Source organism: Marinomonas ushuaiensis DSM 15871, assembly GCF_000521805.1.
Classification (GTDB): domain Bacteria; phylum Pseudomonadota; class Gammaproteobacteria; order Pseudomonadales; family Marinomonadaceae; genus Marinomonas; species Marinomonas ushuaiensis.
The window spans coordinates 612,946-635,939 of the sequence record NZ_JAMB01000001.1 but is presented as its reverse complement, the minus strand read 5'-3'; the positions used below and the strand labels follow the sequence as shown (position 1 = coordinate 635,939).

At 39.8% G+C, this 22,994-nt stretch carries 14 protein-coding genes; 4 read left to right on the top strand and 10 right to left on the bottom strand.

Features of this window, described 5'->3' with window-relative positions; translation table 11 throughout:
* Positions 1-79: 79 nt before the first annotated feature.
* The 4 genes from MUS1_RS02960 to MUS1_RS02945 all read right to left on the bottom strand — a co-directional run bounded on the left by MUS1_RS02960 (position 80) and on the right by MUS1_RS02945 (position 5,965).
* Entirely contained in the window at positions 80-427 is a 348-nt protein-coding gene (locus MUS1_RS02960; RefSeq protein WP_245595719.1) for a MarR family EPS-associated transcriptional regulator, read from the bottom strand.
* Between the two features lie 306 nt (positions 428-733).
* Positions 734-1,681 (bottom strand): Wzz/FepE/Etk N-terminal domain-containing protein, encoded by a 948-nt coding sequence (locus MUS1_RS02955; protein WP_036158826.1) that lies wholly within the window; start codon positions 1,679-1,681, stop codon positions 734-736.
* Positions 1,682-1,824: 143 nt separating this feature from the next.
* Positions 1,825-4,401: an SLBB domain-containing protein gene (locus tag MUS1_RS02950; protein ID WP_156924849.1), complete on the bottom strand. Its 2,577-nt coding sequence runs from the start codon at positions 4,399-4,401 to the stop codon at positions 1,825-1,827.
* A gap of 238 nt (positions 4,402-4,639) precedes the next feature.
* A complete protein-coding gene (locus MUS1_RS02945) occupies positions 4,640-5,965 on the bottom strand; it encodes a capsule assembly Wzi family protein (protein WP_051436065.1) in 1,326 nt (441 codons plus the stop codon).
* A gap of 365 nt (positions 5,966-6,330) precedes the next feature.
* On the opposite strand from MUS1_RS02945, the gene MUS1_RS16035 reads away from it, so the two are divergent.
* The 4 genes from MUS1_RS16035 (at position 6,331) to MUS1_RS02925 (ending at position 10,532) form a co-directional block, all read left to right on the top strand.
* Positions 6,331-6,702 (top strand): hypothetical protein, encoded by a 372-nt coding sequence (locus MUS1_RS16035; protein WP_051436064.1) that lies wholly within the window; start codon positions 6,331-6,333, stop codon positions 6,700-6,702.
* Between the two features lie 85 nt (positions 6,703-6,787).
* Positions 6,788-7,546 (top strand): YjbF family lipoprotein, encoded by a 759-nt coding sequence (locus tag MUS1_RS02935; RefSeq protein ID WP_036158817.1) that lies wholly within the window; start codon positions 6,788-6,790, stop codon positions 7,544-7,546.
* On the top strand, positions 7,543-8,325 hold the full coding sequence (locus tag MUS1_RS02930; protein ID WP_036158815.1) for a capsule biosynthesis GfcC D2 domain-containing protein: 783 nt from the start codon (positions 7,543-7,545) through the stop codon (positions 8,323-8,325). The genes MUS1_RS02935 and MUS1_RS02930 overlap by 4 nt, the downstream gene beginning before the upstream one ends.
* Positions 8,325-10,532, top strand: coding sequence for a YjbH domain-containing protein (locus MUS1_RS02925; protein WP_156924848.1), 2,208 nt, complete (start codon positions 8,325-8,327; stop codon positions 10,530-10,532). Before MUS1_RS02930 ends, MUS1_RS02925 begins: the two co-directional genes overlap by 1 nt.
* Positions 10,533-10,643: 111 nt before the next feature.
* On the opposite strand, the gene MUS1_RS02920 is transcribed toward MUS1_RS02925, so the two are convergent.
* The 6 genes from MUS1_RS02920 to MUS1_RS02895 all read right to left on the bottom strand — a co-directional run bounded on the left by MUS1_RS02920 (position 10,644) and on the right by MUS1_RS02895 (position 22,816).
* Positions 10,644-10,979: a cupin domain-containing protein gene (locus MUS1_RS02920; RefSeq protein ID WP_036158813.1), complete on the bottom strand. Its 336-nt coding sequence runs from the start codon at positions 10,977-10,979 to the stop codon at positions 10,644-10,646.
* 145 nt (positions 10,980-11,124) lie between these two features.
* Positions 11,125-12,339 carry a beta-barrel domain-containing protein gene (locus MUS1_RS02915; protein WP_036158810.1) on the bottom strand — a complete coding sequence of 405 codons (1,215 nt, stop codon included), beginning with the start codon at positions 12,337-12,339 and terminating at the stop codon, positions 11,125-11,127.
* Complete coding sequence (locus tag MUS1_RS02910; protein ID WP_036158807.1) at positions 12,329-14,512, bottom strand: ATP-binding cassette domain-containing protein; 2,184 nt, start codon at positions 14,510-14,512, stop codon at positions 12,329-12,331. The genes MUS1_RS02915 and MUS1_RS02910 overlap by 11 nt, the downstream gene beginning before the upstream one ends.
* 19 nt (positions 14,513-14,531) lie before the next feature.
* Positions 14,532-15,818, bottom strand: coding sequence for a TolC family protein (locus MUS1_RS02905; RefSeq protein WP_036158804.1), 1,287 nt, complete (start codon positions 15,816-15,818; stop codon positions 14,532-14,534).
* The gene (locus tag MUS1_RS02900) at positions 15,799-17,910 is read right to left on the bottom strand and encodes a sulfotransferase family protein (RefSeq protein ID WP_036158801.1); all 2,112 of its coding nucleotides are present in this window, start codon (positions 17,908-17,910) and stop codon (positions 15,799-15,801) included. The genes MUS1_RS02905 and MUS1_RS02900 overlap by 20 nt, the downstream gene beginning before the upstream one ends.
* Positions 17,911-17,989: 79 nt before the next feature.
* On the bottom strand, positions 17,990-22,816 hold the full coding sequence (locus MUS1_RS02895; protein WP_036158797.1) for a hypothetical protein: 4,827 nt from the start codon (positions 22,814-22,816) through the stop codon (positions 17,990-17,992).
* Positions 22,817-22,994: the final 178 nt, after the last annotated feature.

The following is a 22,994-nucleotide window of genomic DNA, read 5'->3' as shown; positions in this document are numbered from 1 at the left end:
ATTTTTGTAGATTGTGGTTTCGCGACAACGATTTTCTTGACGACCTGAAGGCCGACCTACGATTTTTGTAGGTTATGGTTTACGGTTTTATTTCTTCACGTAGTCGTTCAATTTCTTTCGCTAGTTCTTCGTGTTCTTTTAGTTTTCTTTGAAGAAAGTGCTGTGTGAGTGTTATTTTTTCTTCTATGCCTTTTGGTGTTAATAGGTACAAATACCGTGTTTTGTTTGGGTTTTTTTTAAAGTTGTCCGCTTTTACTAGGCCTTTTTCAATTAGGGCGTTAAGGCAAAAGTTGGTTTTCCCAAGGCTCACTCCCAATCGTCTCGCCAATTCACGTTGACTTATTTCTGGGTCTTGCTGGAGTTCTTTTAAAATCTTGTAACGATATTCATCTGTTAACACGTTTTTACCTTGTTTTTTAGTAACCATTTCCTTGGTAAAAATCTACACCGTTCAATTGGTGAACGATGATATATATGTTAGCCAATCATGTAAAGAATGTGACTGTTAAATAGATGAAAAAGATTCTCGTTTGTTAATCATTACAAGGGTGGTATTTGGTGGTGTGTGATTTTATTGTGTCACATCACTTTTATCGTCGGATCACGCCTCGTTCCTCGGCTCATCCGACCTACGAGGTGGTGGTAAATATGGTTGCTTTGTTTGACGGCCTAAAGGCCGACCTACATAAGAGAAAGCCGACCTAGATAAATAAGGTCGGCTTATGGATGGGGTTTACTCTTTTTTGGCGAAGACGAAGTGGATTAACACAATGGCTACGCCAAGCATGCCGCCTAGTAGAACAGCTAATACGCAGATTAGTGCTCTTTTTGGTCCGACTTTTTCTTCTGGCACAACGGCTGGGTCAATGATTTTGAAAGCAAATTCGTCTTGCACTTCCGCTAGCATTAGGTTTTTGGTTTGCTCTTCAATAAGCTGATAAAAAACCGATTGCATGTCTGCTATGTTGGTGTTTCCAATTTGCTCCTCTAGGTAGCTGATGTTGCGGCGAGTATCATCCAGTGATTTGGTTTTTACCCAGGCATTTAAATCAACGACTAACCAATCTACCCATTGCTTTGCGATGGTTGGTGAAAGATGGGTAATAGATAAGGTTGTTAATCCTGTCTCTTTGGCTTCGTTAATTGAGATTATTGTTTTAAACTTTTTATAGGCATCCCAATCGGTTGGCTCTGGCGATTTTCCTGGGTCAACTTCTCGAACCCATTTACCTGTACTAGGGTCGTACATTTCTGAATTCAAGATTAATTCATCTTGCCCTTCGTTCCATTTTTCACCTGCCATTAGCGGGACAAGCAAATCGTATTTTTTTATAAAAGCGTTAATGAATTGACGAGATTGAAGCACGGCCAAGGCCATAGCTTTATCATCTGTTCCACCGCCACCGCCAAGACTGATACCCGCTAAAGAGGCTAGGCCACCAAACTGTGAAGCCATTGCCGCCAAACCACCTGACTGACCGCCACTTGCAGACGCTAATATGGCTTCAGCCTTATAGGTGTTAGGCTGGGACAATGCGTAGAAGACGCCACCAATTGCGAATAAAACAGTAAATAGAATAATGATCCATTTCCCTTTCCAAAGCGCTAAAAAGAGCTCTTTAAGATCTATTTCATCATCGTGATACTGTAGGTTCTGAGAAGGAAAGTGTTGTTCGCTCATAATGTTTACTATCGAAAACGGACGCTATTCTTAACCAAGCACAGCATCCGTTTTCCGTACATCCTATTAATTAAGTTCCAATATAGTATAAAGCATACTTTGTATAAAAATTACGACACTTGATAGGTCGCTATACTTGTGTGCTAATCCTTGACTGCGCTCCAAGCAACACCTAACTGATAAAGTATTTGAGTCGCTGTTGATAAGGTACTTAACCCATCAAGATAGTCCGTATTGATTGGCACTATAATGGCATCCCCAGGCGCTAACGATTGATACTTCCGACTAAACCAAAAAGAGTTATTAGGTACTTCCACTGAACCATTTGATTTCACAATATAGATTCTACCTGTATCCGCCTGACGCTTAGTGCCACCGGCCGATGCGATGTAGTCATCCACGGTTTTATTTGGATCAAACGTATGGTGAGAGCCGTATTGCACTTCACCCACGACACTTATAACCGGGTTGAGTGCTGGAATATACAACTTATCATCTTTTTCCAACATTAAGTTCGCCAATTCATCGCCTTTCATGGCTTTATCAATATTTACGACAAGACGCCCGACAGGCTCAGCTTGATCCAATTGATCAAGAACACTTAATGCTTGCGCAGGGTCGGAGGAAGAAGCACCTTGACGACGCAATGACATATTGCTGATTTCTTGTTTTAATTGTGCGTTTAAATATTTTAACCTTTCCGCTTCCTGACGCTTCAGCCGCTCACGACTGAATACCGCACCTTTAGGGTAAGCAAATTCGGTAAAACCACCCGCGCGACCGATTAGGTCTTTAATAGTATCCCCACGCTGGAAAGTATATCGTCCAGGGAAAACAACTTCACCTTGAAGCTCAACCAACATACCTTCCTGCCAATCTGGTCGAGTTTTTATGGCTAGATGATCTTGTGGAGAAAGAGACACTAGGGATTTACCACTGATAGCGTCTTTTAATGAAAAATTAATCTGCTCTGATATAAGACGACCGTTTTCAATTCCACGATAAGATAATTCTGCCGAGTCTAAATACGCGTCTTCCGTTAAACCACCCGCAGCAACGACCAATGATGCAGCCGTTGCATTTTTTACTAGTGGGTAAGTTCCCGGAAATTTCACTGCACCGGATATATCAACCAACAATGCTGGTGCATCATAAGAAGCCTGATCAGCCAGTCGCTCAATAATAGGCTCAAGAAGTTTTGCACGGCTTCCTTGTTGCTGTTTTGCTGTTGCAGAAACTGCAGAGTTAGAAAATGTCCCTATTGCGTTCTCTTCTTGAGATACTATTTCCGCACCTGTCTCAGAGTCAATGTAGGAAATATTTGTTTGATTGCTTAATACTGAACCTTTTTGTCGTGCTAAGTTGATGCTTTTTTCAGCTCCCCAGTAATTAAGATCCAATCCATTATTAAAAACAAATATCTGGTCTTTTTCTTGTAGTAATAGGTTATCAATAGAATTGAGGTCACTCAGGGCTTTCAGCAAACTGAATTGGTGCACCTCAATATCTTGGTTTTTATTTCCCTCTCGAACAAGCAAGGCGTAATTCAAATCTGCGCTCTGCTTTAGGTCATCTTCAATAGAACCAATCGCATCACTTATTCGCATTCCACTGGTGAAATTCATAGCACCTTGGCTAACGACTTCGCCACGAATAGCCACCGCATTTTTCAAGACATTAGACACTTCACCAAAACGTATTTCATCACCGTTTTGTAAAATAAAATTGCGCCCAGATGCTTGTTTTAAATCTACCGTGAATTGCTGAGAACCTATGGAACTCATTCTACGAACGCTGATTCTTGAAAGATAAGCTTGCGGTTTCGGGCCACCAGCCAAAGCAAGCAATTGAGCCAGTGTCGTTCTGCCTTTGAGTTCATAAATGGCAGGTCGAACTACTTCACCATCCAACTCCACTCCACTCGCTTTGGTGGGAATGAAAAGTGTGTCTCCTGATGAAAGTCGAACGTCTTTCGAAGTATCACCTTTGATCAATAAATCGTATAAGTCCAACTCCGAAACAACCTTACCTTTACGCTTTAATTGAATTTGACGAAGGCTTCCTGAGTTTTTTACGCCACCACTTGCCACTATGGCTTGTGTAATTGTGGTCAATCCATTGACATTGTAAGCGCCTGGCTGAGAGACCTCACCAACAATATAAACCTGCATGGTACGCATAGTACCCATTGATACAGCAACATCAACGCCAATAATTGTTTGCTTGATCAACCCTACAAGCTGCGCTCTAAGTTGCTCAAAGGTTTGTCCTGCCACTGAGACTGGGCCAAGATCTGGCAGGTTAATGGTGCCATCACGATCAATCTTCAGGGTCATTTTTTGATTGCTTTTACCAAACACCTGAACATTAACAACATCCCCTGGCCCCATTTGATAGTCTAAAGGCACAGGTAAATTATCAACAACGGTAAAACCCAGTGCCGCGCCAGATAGCGCTTCATAACCAAAAGATTTTAGTCCGCTGGTTTGATTCTTGTTCTGTGATGTCGCTGTAGCGCTAGTTTGGTTGCTTGTTGTGCGTTCTAAGACTGGCGCTTGTTGGGTTGGCGCAGACACAGCACTCCCACCACCAAGTAAAGAATCAACATCCACACCATATTGACGAGCCAATTGCTCCTGCTGAGCTTTGGGTAAGTTTTGAAATTGGCTAATTTGTGCTGCCGTAGGAGTAAATGCCTGTATTGGAGCAACTAAAGCCATAAGAAAGGCTATTGGTAAAATTTTCTTTAGATACATAACACCTGGTCTATATAATTTAAATTCGAAAAACTATTGAAGCTCTCATCGGCTTTATTAGATTAATAAAGCCCCAAGAACTGCATCCCTTTCAGCCACTAATGCCTATTCTCTATTTATTCCTGCAATCCTTTAAGCCCTATACGACTCAGCCTATACAATTTAGCTTATACAACTTAAATAGATGACTTCAAACCCATTATTAGAAACGAAGCTCGTAACCACTCCAAGCAATAAAGTTTTCGCCATCGGTATTGCTACTCTCATGGCCAACGCCAAAATGCATCATGCCATTCAGTGCAGGTAATCGATAAGTTACTTGATTACTCTTGATGTTTTCGCCATCTTCTGTTGAATTTCTATAAATTAATCCGAGATTATGATCATTTTTCAGCTGTAAGTAAAAAGCCGCTGAATAACTATCGTCTAATAAGTAACTGTTATTCGTCACGCCATCAGAACTGGATGGATAGTCGCCTGAGCTCCATGAGGTTGAATCATGAGCTGAAGTCGTTTGCTGTGATTCCAGTACAATACGCGCATTATGGTCTGCAATATTAAAACCACCTGTCCAACCCATCATCCAAGCACCAAGCTCAGACAATGTAGACGTTGATGCCATTTCCAAATAAACACTGTGATACAAATTTTTGATGTGAGGCAAAACCAGCTTTGCATCGAGTGCTATTTGGCTATCACTATTACCGCCACTATTGTTTACATCAGAAAACCAAGTTTGATATGTCATTCCATATTCAAAAATGCTAAATGGCTTAGAAACCAAACGTGTCGCGCTGTGGTTATCGTATGCACTATCTACGGGCTTCGAAAGCAAACTTTCAACACTCCAAACACCTAAAAAATCATTAGCCCCTATATAACTTGCGCTAACATCAGGGGCCGCTTTTGCGTATGAAGCTAAGATTAGATTGTGTTGCCAACCTTGCCCCCACCAACGATTAACATTACCCAAGGTAAAAAGCCATTCACTAGCATTTAGAGATAAATAACTGTCATTCCAATTAAGTTCTTTCTCATCATTGTATTCGCTGTATGCTGCCGTCAAACGATAGGAAAAGGCGTTACTCAAATAATCTGTGCTGATGTAAGCGCCCATTTCATCTTCATTAAATTGACCAAAGCTTGATAATGATGATTGATCTATAGCACCGATTACTTTGAAACGATTATTACCACGATTTAGTCGAGCGGTATTTAAAGCGTACAAAACTTCTTGTTTCGCAATAAAAACAGACGATGAGATTAGGCCTTCATTGGAATCTGTTAAATCATCACCAAATAAAGACCAACGCTGGGGATAAATATTGACTGGTGACGATATTTGATTGGAATCAGAAAGTAAGACAAGAGAAGATCGTAGAAAAGGGTCATTTGCTTCTAGCCAAGGCGAGGAAAAACCAACAGCGGGGAAACAACCACAAACTAGCATTAACGCTTTATAGGCGCTGCGATTAAGGGCTTTACAACAAAACGGCATCACTTTCTTTCTTACTGTAGACAAATACATCAAACGCTTACAATCCCTTTAAATATAAAAACCCGCACTAAAATGCATCAAGACACTTTAATTTAACACAAAAAAAACCGTTTTTTTGGCTACCAAATATTCGTATACAATAGTGTAACAAAACGTAAGATAAATAAAGCCACTTTACTTTCCATAAATGACAATATCATGTTTTAGATGGGCAAATTGAAAGTTATTAAACACCTGAAAAATTAATTATAAAGAAAACATCCCCTTTGAAAAAGCTCGAAAACAATCAAAAAAAACTTTTATGATGCTTACATTGTTTCATATCTTCCTCTAGAATCGAAGACGAAGATTTTCAAACTCTTCAAACATCGATGTTTAATGATAAAGGAATAATTATGAAACTAATTACTTTAGCTACTGTAGTAGCTCTTGGCCTAGCTAGCCAAGCATATGCTGAAAGCGCTAGTAGTGCTGGCGGTGCTGGCGGTGGTGCCGGCGCAGGTACGGCGGGCACAGCAGGTACGGCGGGCACAGCAGGTGCGGCGGGCACAGCAGGTGCGGCGGGCACAGCAGGTGCAGCGGGTGCAGCGGGTGCAGCGGGTGCAGCTGCGGGTCTTGGCACTTTAGGTCTTACTGCAGCAGTTTCTGCAGGTGTTATCGCAGCAGGCGTTGTCGTTGCAGTGGCGACAGAAGATGATGACGGTAGCAGTTCTACTTCCACATCTACTACAGCTACAGCTACAGCTACAGCTACAGCTACTCAGTAAGCGATAGAATAGAAGCTCAAAACTGCCTGATGTTAGAGAAGTACATCAGGCAGTTTTTTATTTACCTCTTGTTGGCTCTTTGATCATGTCTACTTTCCCTCTTTCCTTAGACAAGTATTGCTTATTCCTCTGTATATTTTTTCTGTCTGGCTGCTCAAGTAATTTTCAAACAGCTATAGAGTCGGCAAAACTAGCATTCGAACACAATAAAGGAACAGATATCACCAAAGAATATATACAAGCCCTTCCTTACTCTTCTGTTATCGTGACGGTCAATGACGCTCCTCCCATCCTTATGATCTTGGCCTTTGCCGAAAAAAATCATTACAACAATCACTATAGACTAACTTGGGTTTCTTCTGACAAAGGTGCTATTGTAACGGAAAACGGGCGCATCACTCATACAAGCGGACTTAACTCAGCTAATCTAGAATCTCTTCACAACACTGAAAATGATTTGCCTTGGATAGGTAAAGAAGAACAGTGGTCTGCTGTTTATGACTGGTCTCCTGGCTATAGATACAACTTCCCAGCTACGGTAAAAACGAGTCACATAGGTAAAGAAACTATTACAACTGAGATATGGGAAAGCGATACGGATTATTGGTCTGAAGCTGTGTATTTTGACGATTTAAATTATCGTCTCACCAATAAGTTCTGGGTGGTTCCTAGTGATCATACTTCTAAACCAAGAGTTGTAAAAAGTATCCAATATATTGGCCCCAATATGGATAAAATTGAAATACTTACAATGAAGCATTTCACTGAACCTTCTCCTGCATCAGAATTAGTTCGTAGTTCTGCTACTGTCCATATCTCACGGTCTATGAGTGAAGATTCATGATTGTATTTATAAGGCACCTTAGCTTCATTTTGTGTGTTTGGATGGGGTATGCTGGGGAGCTCGCTGCAGAAAACTACTCAGAACATACTGAAACAACCAGCATCACATTAACCGAGCAGAATATTGTATTAAACTACGATCAAGCGGTTAGGTTTTCACAAGTTCTTGGAGATACTTACTCCTATACAAACAATAAAATTTATCCGCTGGGTATATCTCTTATCTCTCCTCATAAGAAAAACCTCGTTGATCAAAAAAAAGCTTTGGTTCTTGATGCCTTGAAAGAATTAAATACTGTTGAAGCAAATAACCTTATTGCTCAACTGTCAGACTTGAATTTTGTGTATCGCGAAAAAATAGAAACCGATATAGAAAAAGTAAGACTTATTAGTCGTTCGAACCCTATGTTAAGAGGTCAGTATCAACTTTTCCTTTCAACTCGCCCTGACTATATTAGAATTTTTAGTGGAGACTATGAAAAGAGCTTTACGAAGCCTTTAAAAGCGAATTATGATTTAAAAGATTATGTATCTGATTTGCCGATTTTTTCTGACATACATACTCAAAAAACAGGCAACAAAAAGCCGAAATATCATTCTGCTTGGGTCATCCAACCCAATCAGGATGTTTACTTAGCTAATGACATTCAGTGGGCAAGAACGTTATATTTTCTCAGCCCTGGCGCATTTATCTTTATCGAGCTAGCGGATTTACCAAATAAGCATTCTAACTTGAACACTGATATCGCTCACCTGCTGACTTATTATATGGAGCCATAATGCCAATTTTTCGTTTAGGCTATTCGCTCCTTAAGGTTTCTGTTTGTTCCGTTGCACTTACTTCTGAACTGATGGCGACTACACTTGAGCGCTTCTCAGAGCCCTTCCAAGAACCAGAGTTTCTGCCAACACAGTCTGACTTTGGCGGAGTTGGCCTTATTCAAATGCCATCCGGTCGCATGGCGAAAGAAGGCACTTTCAGCTTTAGTGCCATCGAGAACCAGGAATACCAGTTTTACGCTATTTCTCTGCAACTTTTGCCATGGCTTGAAACCAGCATCCGCTATACGCAAGTAGAAGACGTTTTATATAATCCTTCCAAGGCTTTCAGTGGGGATACAAAATACACGGATAAAGGCATAGATACTAAAGTTCGATTATTAAAGGAGAGTTTTTGGTTACCTAATGTGTCTGTTGGACTAAGAGATTTAGGAGGGACAGGGTTATTTGATGGCGAATACCTTGTAGCATCAAAACGTTTCGGGGATTTCGATTTCACTCTTGGCTTAGGATGGGGCTACCTTGGAACAAGAGGGAATGTCAGCAACCCTTTATGCACTTACTCTGATGAATATTGCAGTCGCTCTTCTGAATATTCAGGCAATGGAGGGGAAATAGACTACAACCGTTGGTTTACAGGCCCTTCGTCTTTATTTGGCGGAGTAGAGTACCAAACACCGTTTCAACCATTACGCCTCAAACTTGAATACGATGGCAATGACTACAGCTCTGATTTTCCAGTTATTCGCCCAGAAGCCAATATAGATATGACCCCAAAAACACCTTGGAACATAGGCGCTATTTACTCTTTTAACGATAGCGCTAACATCCGTCTAAGCTATGAAAGAGGCACAACTATTTCACTTGGATTTACACTATCAACAAACTTTGACAGTTTAAAGTCGCCATTGTTTGATGAGCCTATCCCTCCGCTAGGTAATCAGCAAGCAAAGTCTTTAGATGAAGTTAATTGGCTTAACGTTAGTAACGAGCTTACAAGTATTGCAGGCTACGACAAGGAAAAATTTTATGTAGCAGACAACACGGTATCTGTCGTTGCAGAACAATCGAAATATCGAGACAGAAACCAAGCAATTGAAAGAGCCTCTGCGGTGTTAAGCAATCATATGCCTGATAACATTGAATATTATAACATTGTGGAAACTAAAAAGAACATTCCAGTAAAATCAGATATAGTCTCTTCTAAGGGCTACCGTAAGGTAGCTGAAGTTGATTACTTTAATCCAACTATTAGTGACACATTATTAGACATAACCGCGCCTTCTATTAAGAATCAAACCCTTGTTCACAACGAATTCAAGCGTTTCTCAACATCGTTAACACCACATTTAGATCAATCTGTTGGCAATCCAGAGAGCTTTTATATATACAGCCTAAGTCTACGAGGCGGCGCTTCTTATTGGCTGACCGATCAATTAGAAGTTTCTAGCTCTGTAGCTTTAAACCTTATTGATAATTTAGATGAGCTAAACTTCGATACGCCTACTGACCACACTTCGAATTATCGTGTAAGAACCTTAGTACGCGCTTATGTTCGAGAAAACGATATATATTTGAATAACTTGCAGCTTACTTGGTTCGAAAAATACGGCAAAAATTGGTATCAACAAGTTTATGGTGGCTATTTAGAAAGCATGTTTGCTGGTGTTGGAAGTGAAATACTTTATCGTCAAAAAAACTCGAACTGGGCAGTTGGAGCTGATTTCAACATCATATCCCAACGAAATCCTAGCTCATACTTTGATACATACAGTGACGAAAATGGTTATAGCAATGACACGAAAGTCCTAGCAGAAGGAACTACAGGGCATTTTTCTATTTACTATCAGCCTGATTTTTCATTATTGGAAAACACTCGAATACAATTAGATATTGGCAAGTTCTTAGCCGAAGATAGAGGTGTACGAGTCGATTTTTCAAAGCAGTATAAAAGCGGAATAATTGTTGGAGCATATGCAAGCCTAACTGACATGTCCGCTGAGGATTTTGGCGAAGGTAGTTTTACAAAAGGTTTTTACCTTTCTATCCCATTTGACACTGTCTCTCTGAAGCCCACTAACACCCGCGGCAGTGTTGCATGGCAACCCATTACTCGTGATGGCGGGCAAATGTTAGGAAAACGCTACAGTTTATACAATATCACGGATGTCGTATCACCTTGGTTCCAACGACCGAACCAGAATTAATTTACCTTCTATGTAAATCGTGATTTATCGCGACAGGTGATTGGGTTTTGGCCTGAAAGGCGAGTGCTTTTAAGGCATCTACGCATTCCATAGATGCCTTAAGTAAAACGCTTAGTAACCTGATGTTTCTAAGAAGTCTTTACGCATTGGTGTGAAGTTATCAATCAAAACGCCCTTTTCAACGCACTTACAACCGTGCATGATGTTTGGCACTTTGTAGATGGTATCGCCTTCTGACACAACTTTTGTTTCATCACCAACCGTGAACTCAAACTTACCTGACTTTACGTAAGTTAGCTGCTCATGTGGGTGGTTGTGCATCGGTGCAACTGTGCCCGTTTCGAAGTGAACTTCCACCGTCATGATGTTTTCTGAGTAAGACATCACTTTACGAGAAAGGCCACCACCTAAATCTTCCAATTCAACGTCACGGTTAAAAGTAAACATAAACTACCCTTTATATTCCTGTTTAAGACATTTGATTATAACAGCCATTAGTATGACAAATCGAGCGAATGATAAATTGCCTCTGATCAAGCGAGAGATCTAAAAACATGAATAGTGCATTATGCCTCCCTGTCAATCTTTAAGGTTACTTTTCTCCAAACGTCTGTGATAACGTCTTTTTAAGAGGCTTTAATAAATACTCCATTACCGTTCGCTTGTCTGTCTTGATCGAGACCTGTGCCGTCATTCCTGGCAGCATTTCAACAGTTCTACCTATTGTAGTAGTTATTGGCTGCTCCAATGGCACAACATGGACTCGATAATATATTTCTTCTCCGTTTGAAGTCTCTTCTTTCAAAGTGTCTGCACTGACGTACACAACCGTCGCACCTATTCCACCATAAATAGTGTAATCAAATGGGTCTAATCTAATTGTTGCAGGTAGTCCTTTTTTGACTCTAGCGATGTCTTCCGGTCGAATTTTCGCTTCCACCAGCCGATCATCATCTATGGGAATAATTTGCATAATTTCTTCTCCTGCTCTAAGTACACCACCGACGGTCGTCACACTGACATTTTTTACAATACCCGGCACTTTGGCGATAAAGATACTATCCTCTAACTCTTGCTGTCTTCGATTTAAGACTTGTTCACTTTGGCCTAGCTCATCTTCGACTTTCGCTAAATCTGTGCTGGCTTCTTCTAAGAAGCCATTCTTTCTATTGATTAGCTTTGCTTCAGCCGCGTTTAATGATTCTCTTGCTTTTAACATTTCAGAACTGCTGACATCACCTGTTGATTGAAGTTGATTTACTATTTCACGCTCTTCTTTTGCTAAAGATACCGATACTTGGAGCGTCCTAAGCTCTTCTCTGATACCCGTTCTTCTTTGTTGAAATAAAGCTTTTTCCACAAGAGCTATTTCTTGGTATCGCTCTAACAAATCTGAAGGGAACGTCAGGACTTTTTCCCCAATAATTTCGGCGCGTAAGCGAATCGCTTTCGCCTTTAAGGCGAATACGCGAGATTCAGTTTCTCCTACTGAAGCACTTAACCTTGTTTGATCAAGTTGTCCTAAGACTTGCCCTGCAATAACTCGGTCACCTTCTCGTACGTTTAATTCTGATATCACACCACCATCTACCGATTGAATAAGTTGTACTCGGCTGCTGGCAATAACTTCACCTGATGCTTGCGCAACTTCATCTATGTAAAACCGATCAGCCCACACAACGAAAGCAATTAACGCTATTAAGATAGGCCATACAATAAGTGAACGTTTTTTCCTGTGATACCCAAATAAATCCTGCGTATTCTGTAAGTCATTATCATAATGAATATCTGATGAGTTAGATGGCATTGAAACCTCTTTTTAATGACTTGCGTGGCACTGACGATTTCGCTTCTGTGGATGAAGGCGTATCGGCCAAAGATGAAAACATAGAAGAAGGTGTGGCATCTCGCATTATTTTCCCGTGCTTCATCACTAACACTCGGTTTGCTATGTGAGCGGCAAGCATTGGTCGATGCGTAGAGACAATTAGAATGTCCTCCGGCTTAATGTATTTGGTAAGGACATCCCACACGCGTTTTTCACTGTCTCCATCCAAAGACGCGGTTGGTTCATCTAACAACCATACCGTGGGTTTTGCCGTTATCGTTCGAGACAATGCAACTAATTGGCGTTGTCCTCCTGATAATCCTTCTCCGCCTTCAGCTATTTCTAACTCCATTCCTTTTGGATCATTTTCAGCAATGGTATCTACCCCAAGCTCTGTCGATATTTGCATCATATACGCGTCATTGACCGTACCCGATAACGTCAAATTGCTTTTCAATGTGCCTTTAAATAAATGGACATTCTGTGGCAGGTAACTCACATGAGACGTGACAAACTGAGGATCAAGCTCCCATAAATCTAATCCACCTAGCTTAATTCGGCCTTCCGTAGGCCGATACAAACCAGCCAATACTTTCAATAACGTCGACTTACCACAACCAATAGGGCCAACTAGTAACACCCTATCGCCTGCATTAAAAGTTAACTCATCAATGTCTAATTGTTTTACTGGTGACTCACCGTATACAAATCGCGCTTTCTCTATAGACACAGAGGCAACATGTCTCTCACCCATTAACAAATGCTGCGACGGTTTTCGCTCTAACTCTAATGCGAGTAATTGATCAACCATATTTAGCGACTGAGAAACAGACTGCCATTGAACGAGATATTGAACACCCTGAGCGATAGGATTAATGACTCGACCACCTAGAATACTGCACGCGATCATCCCCCCCATAGTCAAGTTTCCCGCCTCTACTTGAAATACCCCGACCACAACCGCCGAAACATAGGCTATCGTTGACAAACTACCTGTTGTCGCATTGCTTAACTGACTAATGGCTTTTTGTCTAATTTGATAGGAAGCGAGGGAACGAGTAATCTTTTCCCATTCACTTGAAAAGCGCCAACTCGCATTATTTGCACGGATGGTTTCAGATCCTCGAATGACATCAATTAATAAACCCTGACGCTCGTTCGATCTTTGGATCTGCTTCTTGATTAGCTTTTTTAAACGAAGTTGAGTAATAACGCCTAGAATAACTGCGATTGGCAACAATAACCCATATACCCAACCTACTGCACCACCGATGACAAAAATGAATGCAATAAACATAATGGCAAAAGGTAAATCGATTAAACCAAAGACAATACCTGAAGTAAAAAATTGCCTAATAGGTTCAAGCCCATTCACTTGAGCATTAAGAGTCCCTAAACTGTTTGGCTGGTTATCTAATCGAATATGCATTAGATGTTGAAATACTGTTTTTGATAAGCGCATATCAACGTCTGCCGCTAGACTGTCTAATACCTTGCTTCGAATACGCTTCAAAATCCAATCAAGTATGACAATACCAAACATCCCTACAACCAAAGTGGCCAATGTTGAATAAGCCAATGTTGGCACAACGCGATCATAAACTTGTAAAGCAAATAAAGACGTCGCAACAGCTAATAAATTAATAACCACGGTTGCTACTAATACATTGCCAAGCCAACCTTTATGTTGAAATAAAGCCGCTAAAATAAGTTTCCGCGCCGCAGGTTTTTCTTCATTACCATCTTCACTGCTTACATTGCTAGAAACAGGCCTTTTTAACCATAGAACCGATGAGATCAACAACACATCACTCGATACTACTTGAACGGTTTGATCTTGATTTGTCAAAATGACCTCATCATTTTCATCCGAGTTTCTTGCTAAGAGCCATTGACCTTGATATTCCACTAACGCCGGCAATTGTCGACGGTCAAAACGATCCCAAGAAACAACGCCACCATTTATGCCTTTCACATTTAAGCTTATTAACAGCGACTTCATACGCTGCAATAGGGGTAATTTTGCGGTTTCAGGTTGCTGTAATGCGACTTCTATTTCTCCTTGAGAAATCCCCAATCCCATTTCGCTAAAAAGTGCTAGCAGTGCAATACTGGTTAACCTTGTTTCAATTTTCTCTGGATTCTCGCTCACGTATACTCCTTGTTTTGAATCACTCTAGACCACGAATAGAACCATGAGTAAGCGAGTCTAAACCGCCAGTCAAAGCGGCTAAACTGACAATGTTAATATCTAGATCATTTTCTGCCTGAGATTTAGATAATTGCTGCGCGGTTATTTCACGCTGCATATTTAATACATCCAACCATTCTTTACGGCCATTCTTATGCTGTCGTTGATACGATTCCAATGTCGCACTCAACTCATCTATAGAAGACTGATGAATATCGATTAATGACTTCTGTGTTTCACGGTTTAGTAATAACGAATCCAATCTATTTTTTAGATCAAATTGAGTAACTTCAACTTCTCGTTTTGCAGCATTAAGTTCTGAGTAAGATGAAAGTTCTTGATACCGAGTTATCAAACCAAACCCTTCTATGGAACTTTCTATCAACAAACTAAATCGTGATTCATCCGGGTAGGTTGAGGTGTCGCTGTATTCATGGGAAAATTTCAAATAAAGTGTGGGCATAAAATTAGATCGTTTACGCTGCACATTTTGTATTGCTAAATCTACCAAGCTCTCTTTATATTGAATTTCCGCACTGTGCTCTAGTACATTACGTCTGATTTTTTTTTCATTTTCTAAAACCAACCAATCATTAGTTTCTAAATCAGCAACTGATTGAATGGGGAGTTGCGTCAGTGTTTTCAGCACTATTAAGGCATCACGTAAATCGCCTTGCATTTGTATTTCTTGTGCCTTGGCTTGTGTCAGGCGTGAAGCGGCAAGCCTGGTATCCGTTTCCGATGCTAACTGCCCTATTTGTCTGCGCTGCACTTGTGCTAAAAATGACTCATGCTGAGCAATATTATTTTTAACAATGGCTAATCTATTTTGTACTCCCAACACTTTTATATAAGCAACTGCCGTGTCTTCGAGTAAATCTCGAGTTAATCTCAGCTTATCTAAAGATTCCGCATGAGCATCCACTTTGGCATAATCAATTCCAGAATCAATACGGCCAAATGCCCATAAGGGCTGTTTAGCAATAAAGGCGCCTTCCTGCTCGCCATCTTCACCTTCACCATAAGACACATTTAAACTAGGATAGCGCTCTGCTTTTGCGCTTTTTAATAAAAAACCTTTAGACTTAACTTGATATTGTTTACCAAGGAGTGCTGGATGTCGTTCCAACATTGCATCTAGGGCTTCCATTAACGTCGTTTTATTTTCACCTTCAGCATAGACAGGAAGCGATAACAAAATACAGACAAATGTATGTAAAAGAACACAACCTACCTTGATTATTTTTCTAGGCTTTGTTGTCGACATTATTAACTCCATTTAATTGGTATTCTTCTGTTATACGTTTCGCTCGATTTAGATCTCTTGCCCATTGCACTTCCTTCCAAGGCGCCAAACGCAATGCTGTTTCTAACGATTGTACTGCCTTTTCAAACAGCCCACTGCGTAAATACAACTCACTCAAAATATGATGAACGGGCGGATAATCAGGAATCACTCTTAAGATTTTTTTACACGCTATCTCCGCCTCTCGATAAGCACCATGCTGAAAATGCGAATACACGGAAGAAAGCAAATCGGGATCTTTAATGAATGCCATATCATCAGTAATAATTGTTTTTTTATTCAAAGCTGAGAATAGCTCTGATAGGTTTTTATCTTGTTTTGCTTTATCTACAGTAACTTTTCTTTTTGTATACGACGAAAAATCATGAGTACTATTTATACTATGATTTGGTGTCAGCAACCCCAAGAATGAAAACAAACTTTTGGATATTTCATTTGGTTGTTCTATCAAAGAGTTAAAATTCACTTCTAAAATATCGTTTGAAAATAGCGATTTCCAATAAGACATCAACTCGCTATATTGCTGGAGTTTTTCACCAATAGAATAAGGCACCGTTTGAGACGTATTTCCCTCACTTTTTATCCATTCAGTAACATGTTCAGATAAGACGTAAGATTTCGAATCGCGTCGTACAGAAATGAATCTGGCCTTAGGAAACAGACATTTAATCATTCCTATGTGATGAACATTATGCACACCCTTATCTAATACTATACTGGTCGTATTTGTATTTATTTTGCCCATACAGAAAGATTGCACACCTGACGCAAGTGCTTTCCATTGATTCAAAGAAAGCATATCCACCAGTTCAGGGTAAACTCTTAAAGACCCCTTTTCTCTTTGCTTAAAATTCAGCCCTTCCACCAATACTGAGATATGTGAAGACTCACCAACCGATGACACCTTATTATTAGCTAATAATATTTGCTCAACGAGAGTACAACCGGAGAATGGTAGACCGATAATAAACACAGGAGAAAATAAGGATTTATCTAGAGTACACAGCGGAGTTATACGAGAATCGATAAATGCTCTTGTAAAGCGTGCTTTAATTCGCTCATTGAGAGAAAAACTTAAAGGTTGTAAATGAAACTCATCGGATTCCGAGAGTGACTCATTTAACTTAATAACTTGCTGACTTTCTATGTTTACTTTAGCACGCTGCTCATATTGATCTCGATAGTAAAGGCTGTCTTTTTCCCGCTGAAAACGAGAAGACAATGCCACTAACGCCTGATAACAGGCGATACTTTCTGGGTATTTTCTAAGGGTATTAAGCAAGACTGTTTCAGCTATAAAGGATTTATTTTCTAACAATAATGCTTCACTGTATAAAATCACTCTGGAAATATAAAAATCACAATCCTCAATGTACTCATACAGCCATGCTTCTGCTTTTTCTAAGGTATTATTTATTACCCAGTATTCAAAACGAATATTGTCTATCTGACGTAACAGAGAATCTTGCCGGTCAAAACTGTACCTATGTTCTGATGCTTCAAAAGCGATTTCTGCTTTTATGAGGTATTCTCGTACCTTTAATAGAGGGTCTTTTTCTGTACCAAAACCTATATTTGCTTCTCTATATTGATCCAGTAGCAATAGACAAAGGTTAAGCCAAATTTCGGCATTACTGTCATCATATGAAAGTGATTTAAGGTAAAGATCATAAGCAACAGCGCATTTACCCTTCATCAACTCACAAGACGCTTTTCTAGCTAACACTACGCTCAACGAATATTCTTCGTTTAACAATTCATCTAATACAAAAGTTGCTTCATCTAAGCGCTCTAAAGCAAGAAAAACCGCACTTAAATCCAGTTTTTCGACACTACACAAAGGAGATATTTGAAGGCTCTCGTTTATATTAAGCAACAGAGATTGCGCTTTACTTTGCTCACCTACATGCGCACAGGCAACGGCAAATAAAAGCTGAAAGGTACGATCTCCTGCGTACATGGTATCGTCCTGTTGCTCACAACAAGCTTGATACAAAGCACTGTATTCCTGCTGTTCCGCCATTTCACGAAACAAAGCTAGTCTTGATGTCATAATCCGTCACTGCAAATAAAAACTGGCCAATGCGTTTAGAACACATTGGCCAGCCATTCTAGTTAATAATCTCCTTTCGTTAACTGTTTTCCGTAGGGAGGCTTTCAAGTACTGTATCGTGCACACTCAAAACATTAGAAGCGAACTCTCCAGTCCATAAATCAAAGGTATCACTACCTATTGTAAACTCGCCATTGGCTGTCAATACGGCTTCACTGTCATCCTCAAAGGTCCATGTAAAGGTTGTATCATCACGACCAAATGCAGAGCTATTTTCAGTAACGAACACAATGACATCATCATCACCAAGGTTTCCTGCACCAGACCATTGATCACTTGTGTTAAATGAAAGGTTTGAACCGTCACCTACGTTGATGTAAATCTCATACGATTCTTCTGCATCAAAATTGCCCGCGTTAGAGGATTCATTTCCAGCTAGGTCAATAATTACTTCCGTCGGCGCATCAACTAAAGTAACTGCAGAGTTCAAGGCTAAGTTACCGGCGACATCAGATACAAGAACAACATAGTCACCACTAGATAAAGTATCTGTTGTAAAAACATTGCTACTATCAGCACTAACATTAATAGTATGAATATTACCTGGTTCAACGTAACTCATCACATTGCTTACAGATACATCATAAGGAACGTCATTATTGATATCTTCAATATTAAACAAATAAGCAACACCAGCTTCTTCTACAGTGACTGAAAGATCATCACCTAAATTAACTGTATTTTCATACTCAGTAGAACCATCAGCCATGTAAGATTTAACTGAAATAGAACCAACGCCACGGTTGTTGATGGACACCCAAGACAATAAGAAATCACCATAATCGCCGTCGATCAAACTCCAGTTTGACCAAGCCGTACCCTCTGGTGCCGTAATTTTATCGGATTTTTCTGAACCATCCGCATTAAAAACTTGAACCCAAGAATTTTCATGATTGTCAAAAGAGATCAAAACATCCCCTTCATCATTCAATAAGGCCATTTCATAGTAATTATAAATATTACTTTCATTAGTATTATAATAAACCTGTTGAACACCCTCTTCATTTATAAAAGAGATAGTAGTATGTGTAGATGTATAATAAAAAGGAACCTCCTCCTCCTCACCATCTTCGTTTAATACAACTTCAGTATCTTCGCTATTTAGTACCTCTTGAACAAAAGCAAAATAACCTTGCTCGCTTTGGGTCCCTATCAACTTAACTTCAAACGTTTTAAATTCTTGTTCTGATGATTCCCAATCCTCAACACTTTCCGTAGTTGAGGTTAAAGGCAATACAAAGGCATCATTGATCGCAGTACCGTCAACATGGAATGATTGAGTCGATACACTCGTATCTGCATTAACCCAGGTAACCGCAAAATCATTATCATCATTCAATACTGTAACATCGACAATGTTATCACTCTCTTCGTTACTAAATTCGTTATATGTTCCTAATTCTATTTTTCCTGAACTTGTTCCATCGCTATTTACAACCTGAACACTAAAAGTATTGTTTGCAGCATCATCCCAGATGATTGCATAGGTGCCTTCTGAGTCCATTTCTTCAACAAGAAGAGGAAAATCAATATTATCAACTGAGCCTTCACTCGCTCCCAATATCGACTCTGTCCCAATTATTTCGCCATTAGATGAATATTTTTGCGACTTCAAAGTAAGTGAATATTCATCATCTCCACTATCCAAAGCAAACACTTCATTCCATACGACAAGGAAACTACCATCATCAAAATCAATTATAGTTGAAGAGAGTCCACCACTTAAAGTAATTAGCCCATCAGTTACTTTGTTACCAGTCTCAGAATCATATATCTGTGCATATGATGTAAATCCATCATCGTTCCCATCCAACCAAGAAACAATATATTGATTCACAGAGTCTAATGAAGTAACTGTCACACTTGGGTCTGAGGTTCCTAAATCAAGCTTTATTGTCCCTGGTGTGATGCTACCACCAAAGGCATTAAACAGCATACTTTGAAATGTCTCTCCTTCAAGGTAATCATCTGAATCTACAGCATTCTCAAAATAACTACCAACCCAAGTAACAGTAAAATTACCCGATTGGCCAACAGGGACTACCTTTAATTCACTATAATAGCGTTCATAATTTACCCCATCTTCAGGTGTATTGATATCTACCAATATTTTAGAGAAAGATGAAGTATCATCTTCGTTGTTATAAACTTGAACATTAAGATAGACGTCGTCTAAAGCTGTTTCATCATTCGCTTCTGTATTAAACCAACTATATATATAACCATTATCAATACTCAAAAGGCTCTTATCTGTATTATGAGAAAAGCCGTTAGTAGACTCCTCTTCGTCTGTATAATCTCCTGTAACTGATACACCATTACCAAGTGTTTGAGTTGTAGAAACACTTTCTAGAATCACAACGTCATCTGGCGATACAGTGTCAGTAATAATAGCTATACCATTTGATGATATTCCTGAGAGATTCCCTGCGAGATCTGTTTGACGAACTTGAATCGATTCAGCCACATAGGTTGTATTTTCACCTAACTCAAAACTGGTATTAGAGCCTGTTGTCCAGCTTGATCCAGAATCTAATGAATATTCCCAGCTATCGACGTCATCGGACAATTCAACATTGATTTTTACATCATTAGTAATTCCATCCGCATTATCACTTCCTGAATCTTCATTCAAAGAAAATACAGGAGCATCAGGTGGCGTAGTATCCGTTGTTATGTCACCTTGATTAGAAACAACTTCAGACATATTTCCTGCGAGATCTGTTTGACGAACTTTGATGGATCCAGCGCCATAAGTCGCATTTTCTTCAAGCTCAAAGCTAGAGTCCTCACCGTCTAACCATGTATCGCCAGAATCTAATGAGTATTCCCAGCTAACGTCATCGTCACTTAATGTAATATTGACTGTCGTGTCATTGGTTATCAAATCTAAGTCACTAACACCCGTATCTTCATTAAGTTCAAAATCTGGTGCATCAGGTGACGTAGTATCCGTTGTTATCTCACCTTGATTAGAAACAACTTCAGACACATTCCCAACAAGATTTGTTTGACGCACTTGGATGGATCCAGCGGCATAAGTCGTATTCTCTTCCAATTCAAAACTGGTATTAGAGCCTGTTGTCCATGTAGCACCGGCATCTAAGGCATTTAATGAGTATTCCCAAGTATCTACATCACTTGCCAATTCAACATTCACTGTATTGTCGTTGGTAATGCCATCTGAATTATCATTACCAGTGTCTTCATCTAAACTAAATGTAGGAGAACTTGGCGCGACAGTATCGATGTTTACAGAAACAGTAGAAGTGGAAATAGCATCGTCACTATCAGTCACTGTTATGGTAATGGTTTGTACACCTTGTACATAAGCGCCATCACTGCCACTTTCAAAAAAGTTGTCAGGCACATTCACCAGGGCATAGCCATTCACTACGTCGGTACTTAATAGGGTATAATCGGGAGTCTCTTCCCCATTCAATGATAATGTAACAGTATCATTGGCTTCAGCACCGTACACTTTCACATTAATAGTGCTAACAACAGAAGTAGCATTTAATGTACCTATAGTAGCCTCTCCGCTTGAGTCAACTAAAAGAGATGCTGTTGTAAAGCCTAAGTCAGAAGCAATTGGATTAGATTTCCCAGTTTCACTTGCGCTGTATTTCTCCTCACCCTTCGCTAACAATTCAATAACATCAGAACTTAAAACGAGATTATCAGTACTATAGCTGGAAAGCATTTCACTAATTTGAGTGATAGTTTCAACGGTTGTTTTACCATCAACTGAATCAGCCCCTGACAAAATTGCTAATATTTCACCATAAGTCGTGTCACCATCACTAGAATCTTCATCACCTACAACAGCTGGTTTTGCTAGAATATTGTCTAAACCAAATAACCCAGCCACTTTGGCATTAACAGCAACATTGTCAGCAGTAATGGCTTCACCTGTCACCACGCCAGCCAATTGAGTCGCAAGTTCTGTTAACGGTGTGACACTGATGGTTTCAGCACTCTCGCCATCTGTTGTTGCCATGGCTCTTAACGCTGTTGTTCCTAAGCTTTTTTCAACCCCTGTCGTTTCATCTATGTAGTCGCCATCAGTACCATTGATATCAACAATTTCAACCAGAATAGGACCTGAATAAGAGCTAGTGAAGACGTAATCACCATCTTCGTAATTATGCTCCACGCTACTTAGTAACTCACCTGAAGCCTTATAGATATCAATTTGAACTTCTGAAAAGAAAGCACCAGCACTAGGATTAATGGAAATTGAGGAGCCAGACGAACCACCACTGCCTGAAGAAGAGCCACCCGCTAACGCTGCACCACCTAGCAAACCTAAGCCAGCACCTGCATACCAGCCCCAACCTAAACCACCAGAGGATTCAGCCCCTGTTGCATCGCTAGGTTGTTCTGTATTTTCGGAATTAGATGGAGTGTTCGTTGCGTCTGATGGGGAAGTTGAAGGAGTGCTTGATTGTTGAGAACCTGCGGTTTGAGGAATAGAGTCTGCTGGCTGATCATCTAATGTAATCACTGTACTGGTTTCAGCATCCCAGATTGGCTGTTCGGCGGTTTGTATGTCACTCGCGACATACACGCTATTTGGTAAAATACTGCCCGTATCGTCCATCGAAGCATTATTCAATTCATTATAAAAATCTTGAATTACTAACAAGACTTCGCCGTCTTTTTCAATCAACAAGTTATCCTCTTCTTGCTTGAGAATAACGCCGTCTGGGTAAAGCCCTGTCTCTGCATCCACCAAACTATAAATGGCTCCTTGCTCGACTTCTATTTTAGATTCAGCTCCTAGTTGTAATTGCTGAAGGGGCGTATTGGCTAGTCTCTTAATTATATGAACTGAAGTGAGCATTAACTTTCCTTATAAAATACAGTTGTTTTTCAAATATTTATTAAAATTCCATTTCTATCCATTTAAATCTATTTCTTTACAGTTTGTTTAAATTAATTTAATCATAATTATTCACAATAGGCGAAAACAATAAATAATTATTTCATTCGAAATATCTCTAAAAACAATACATATATTT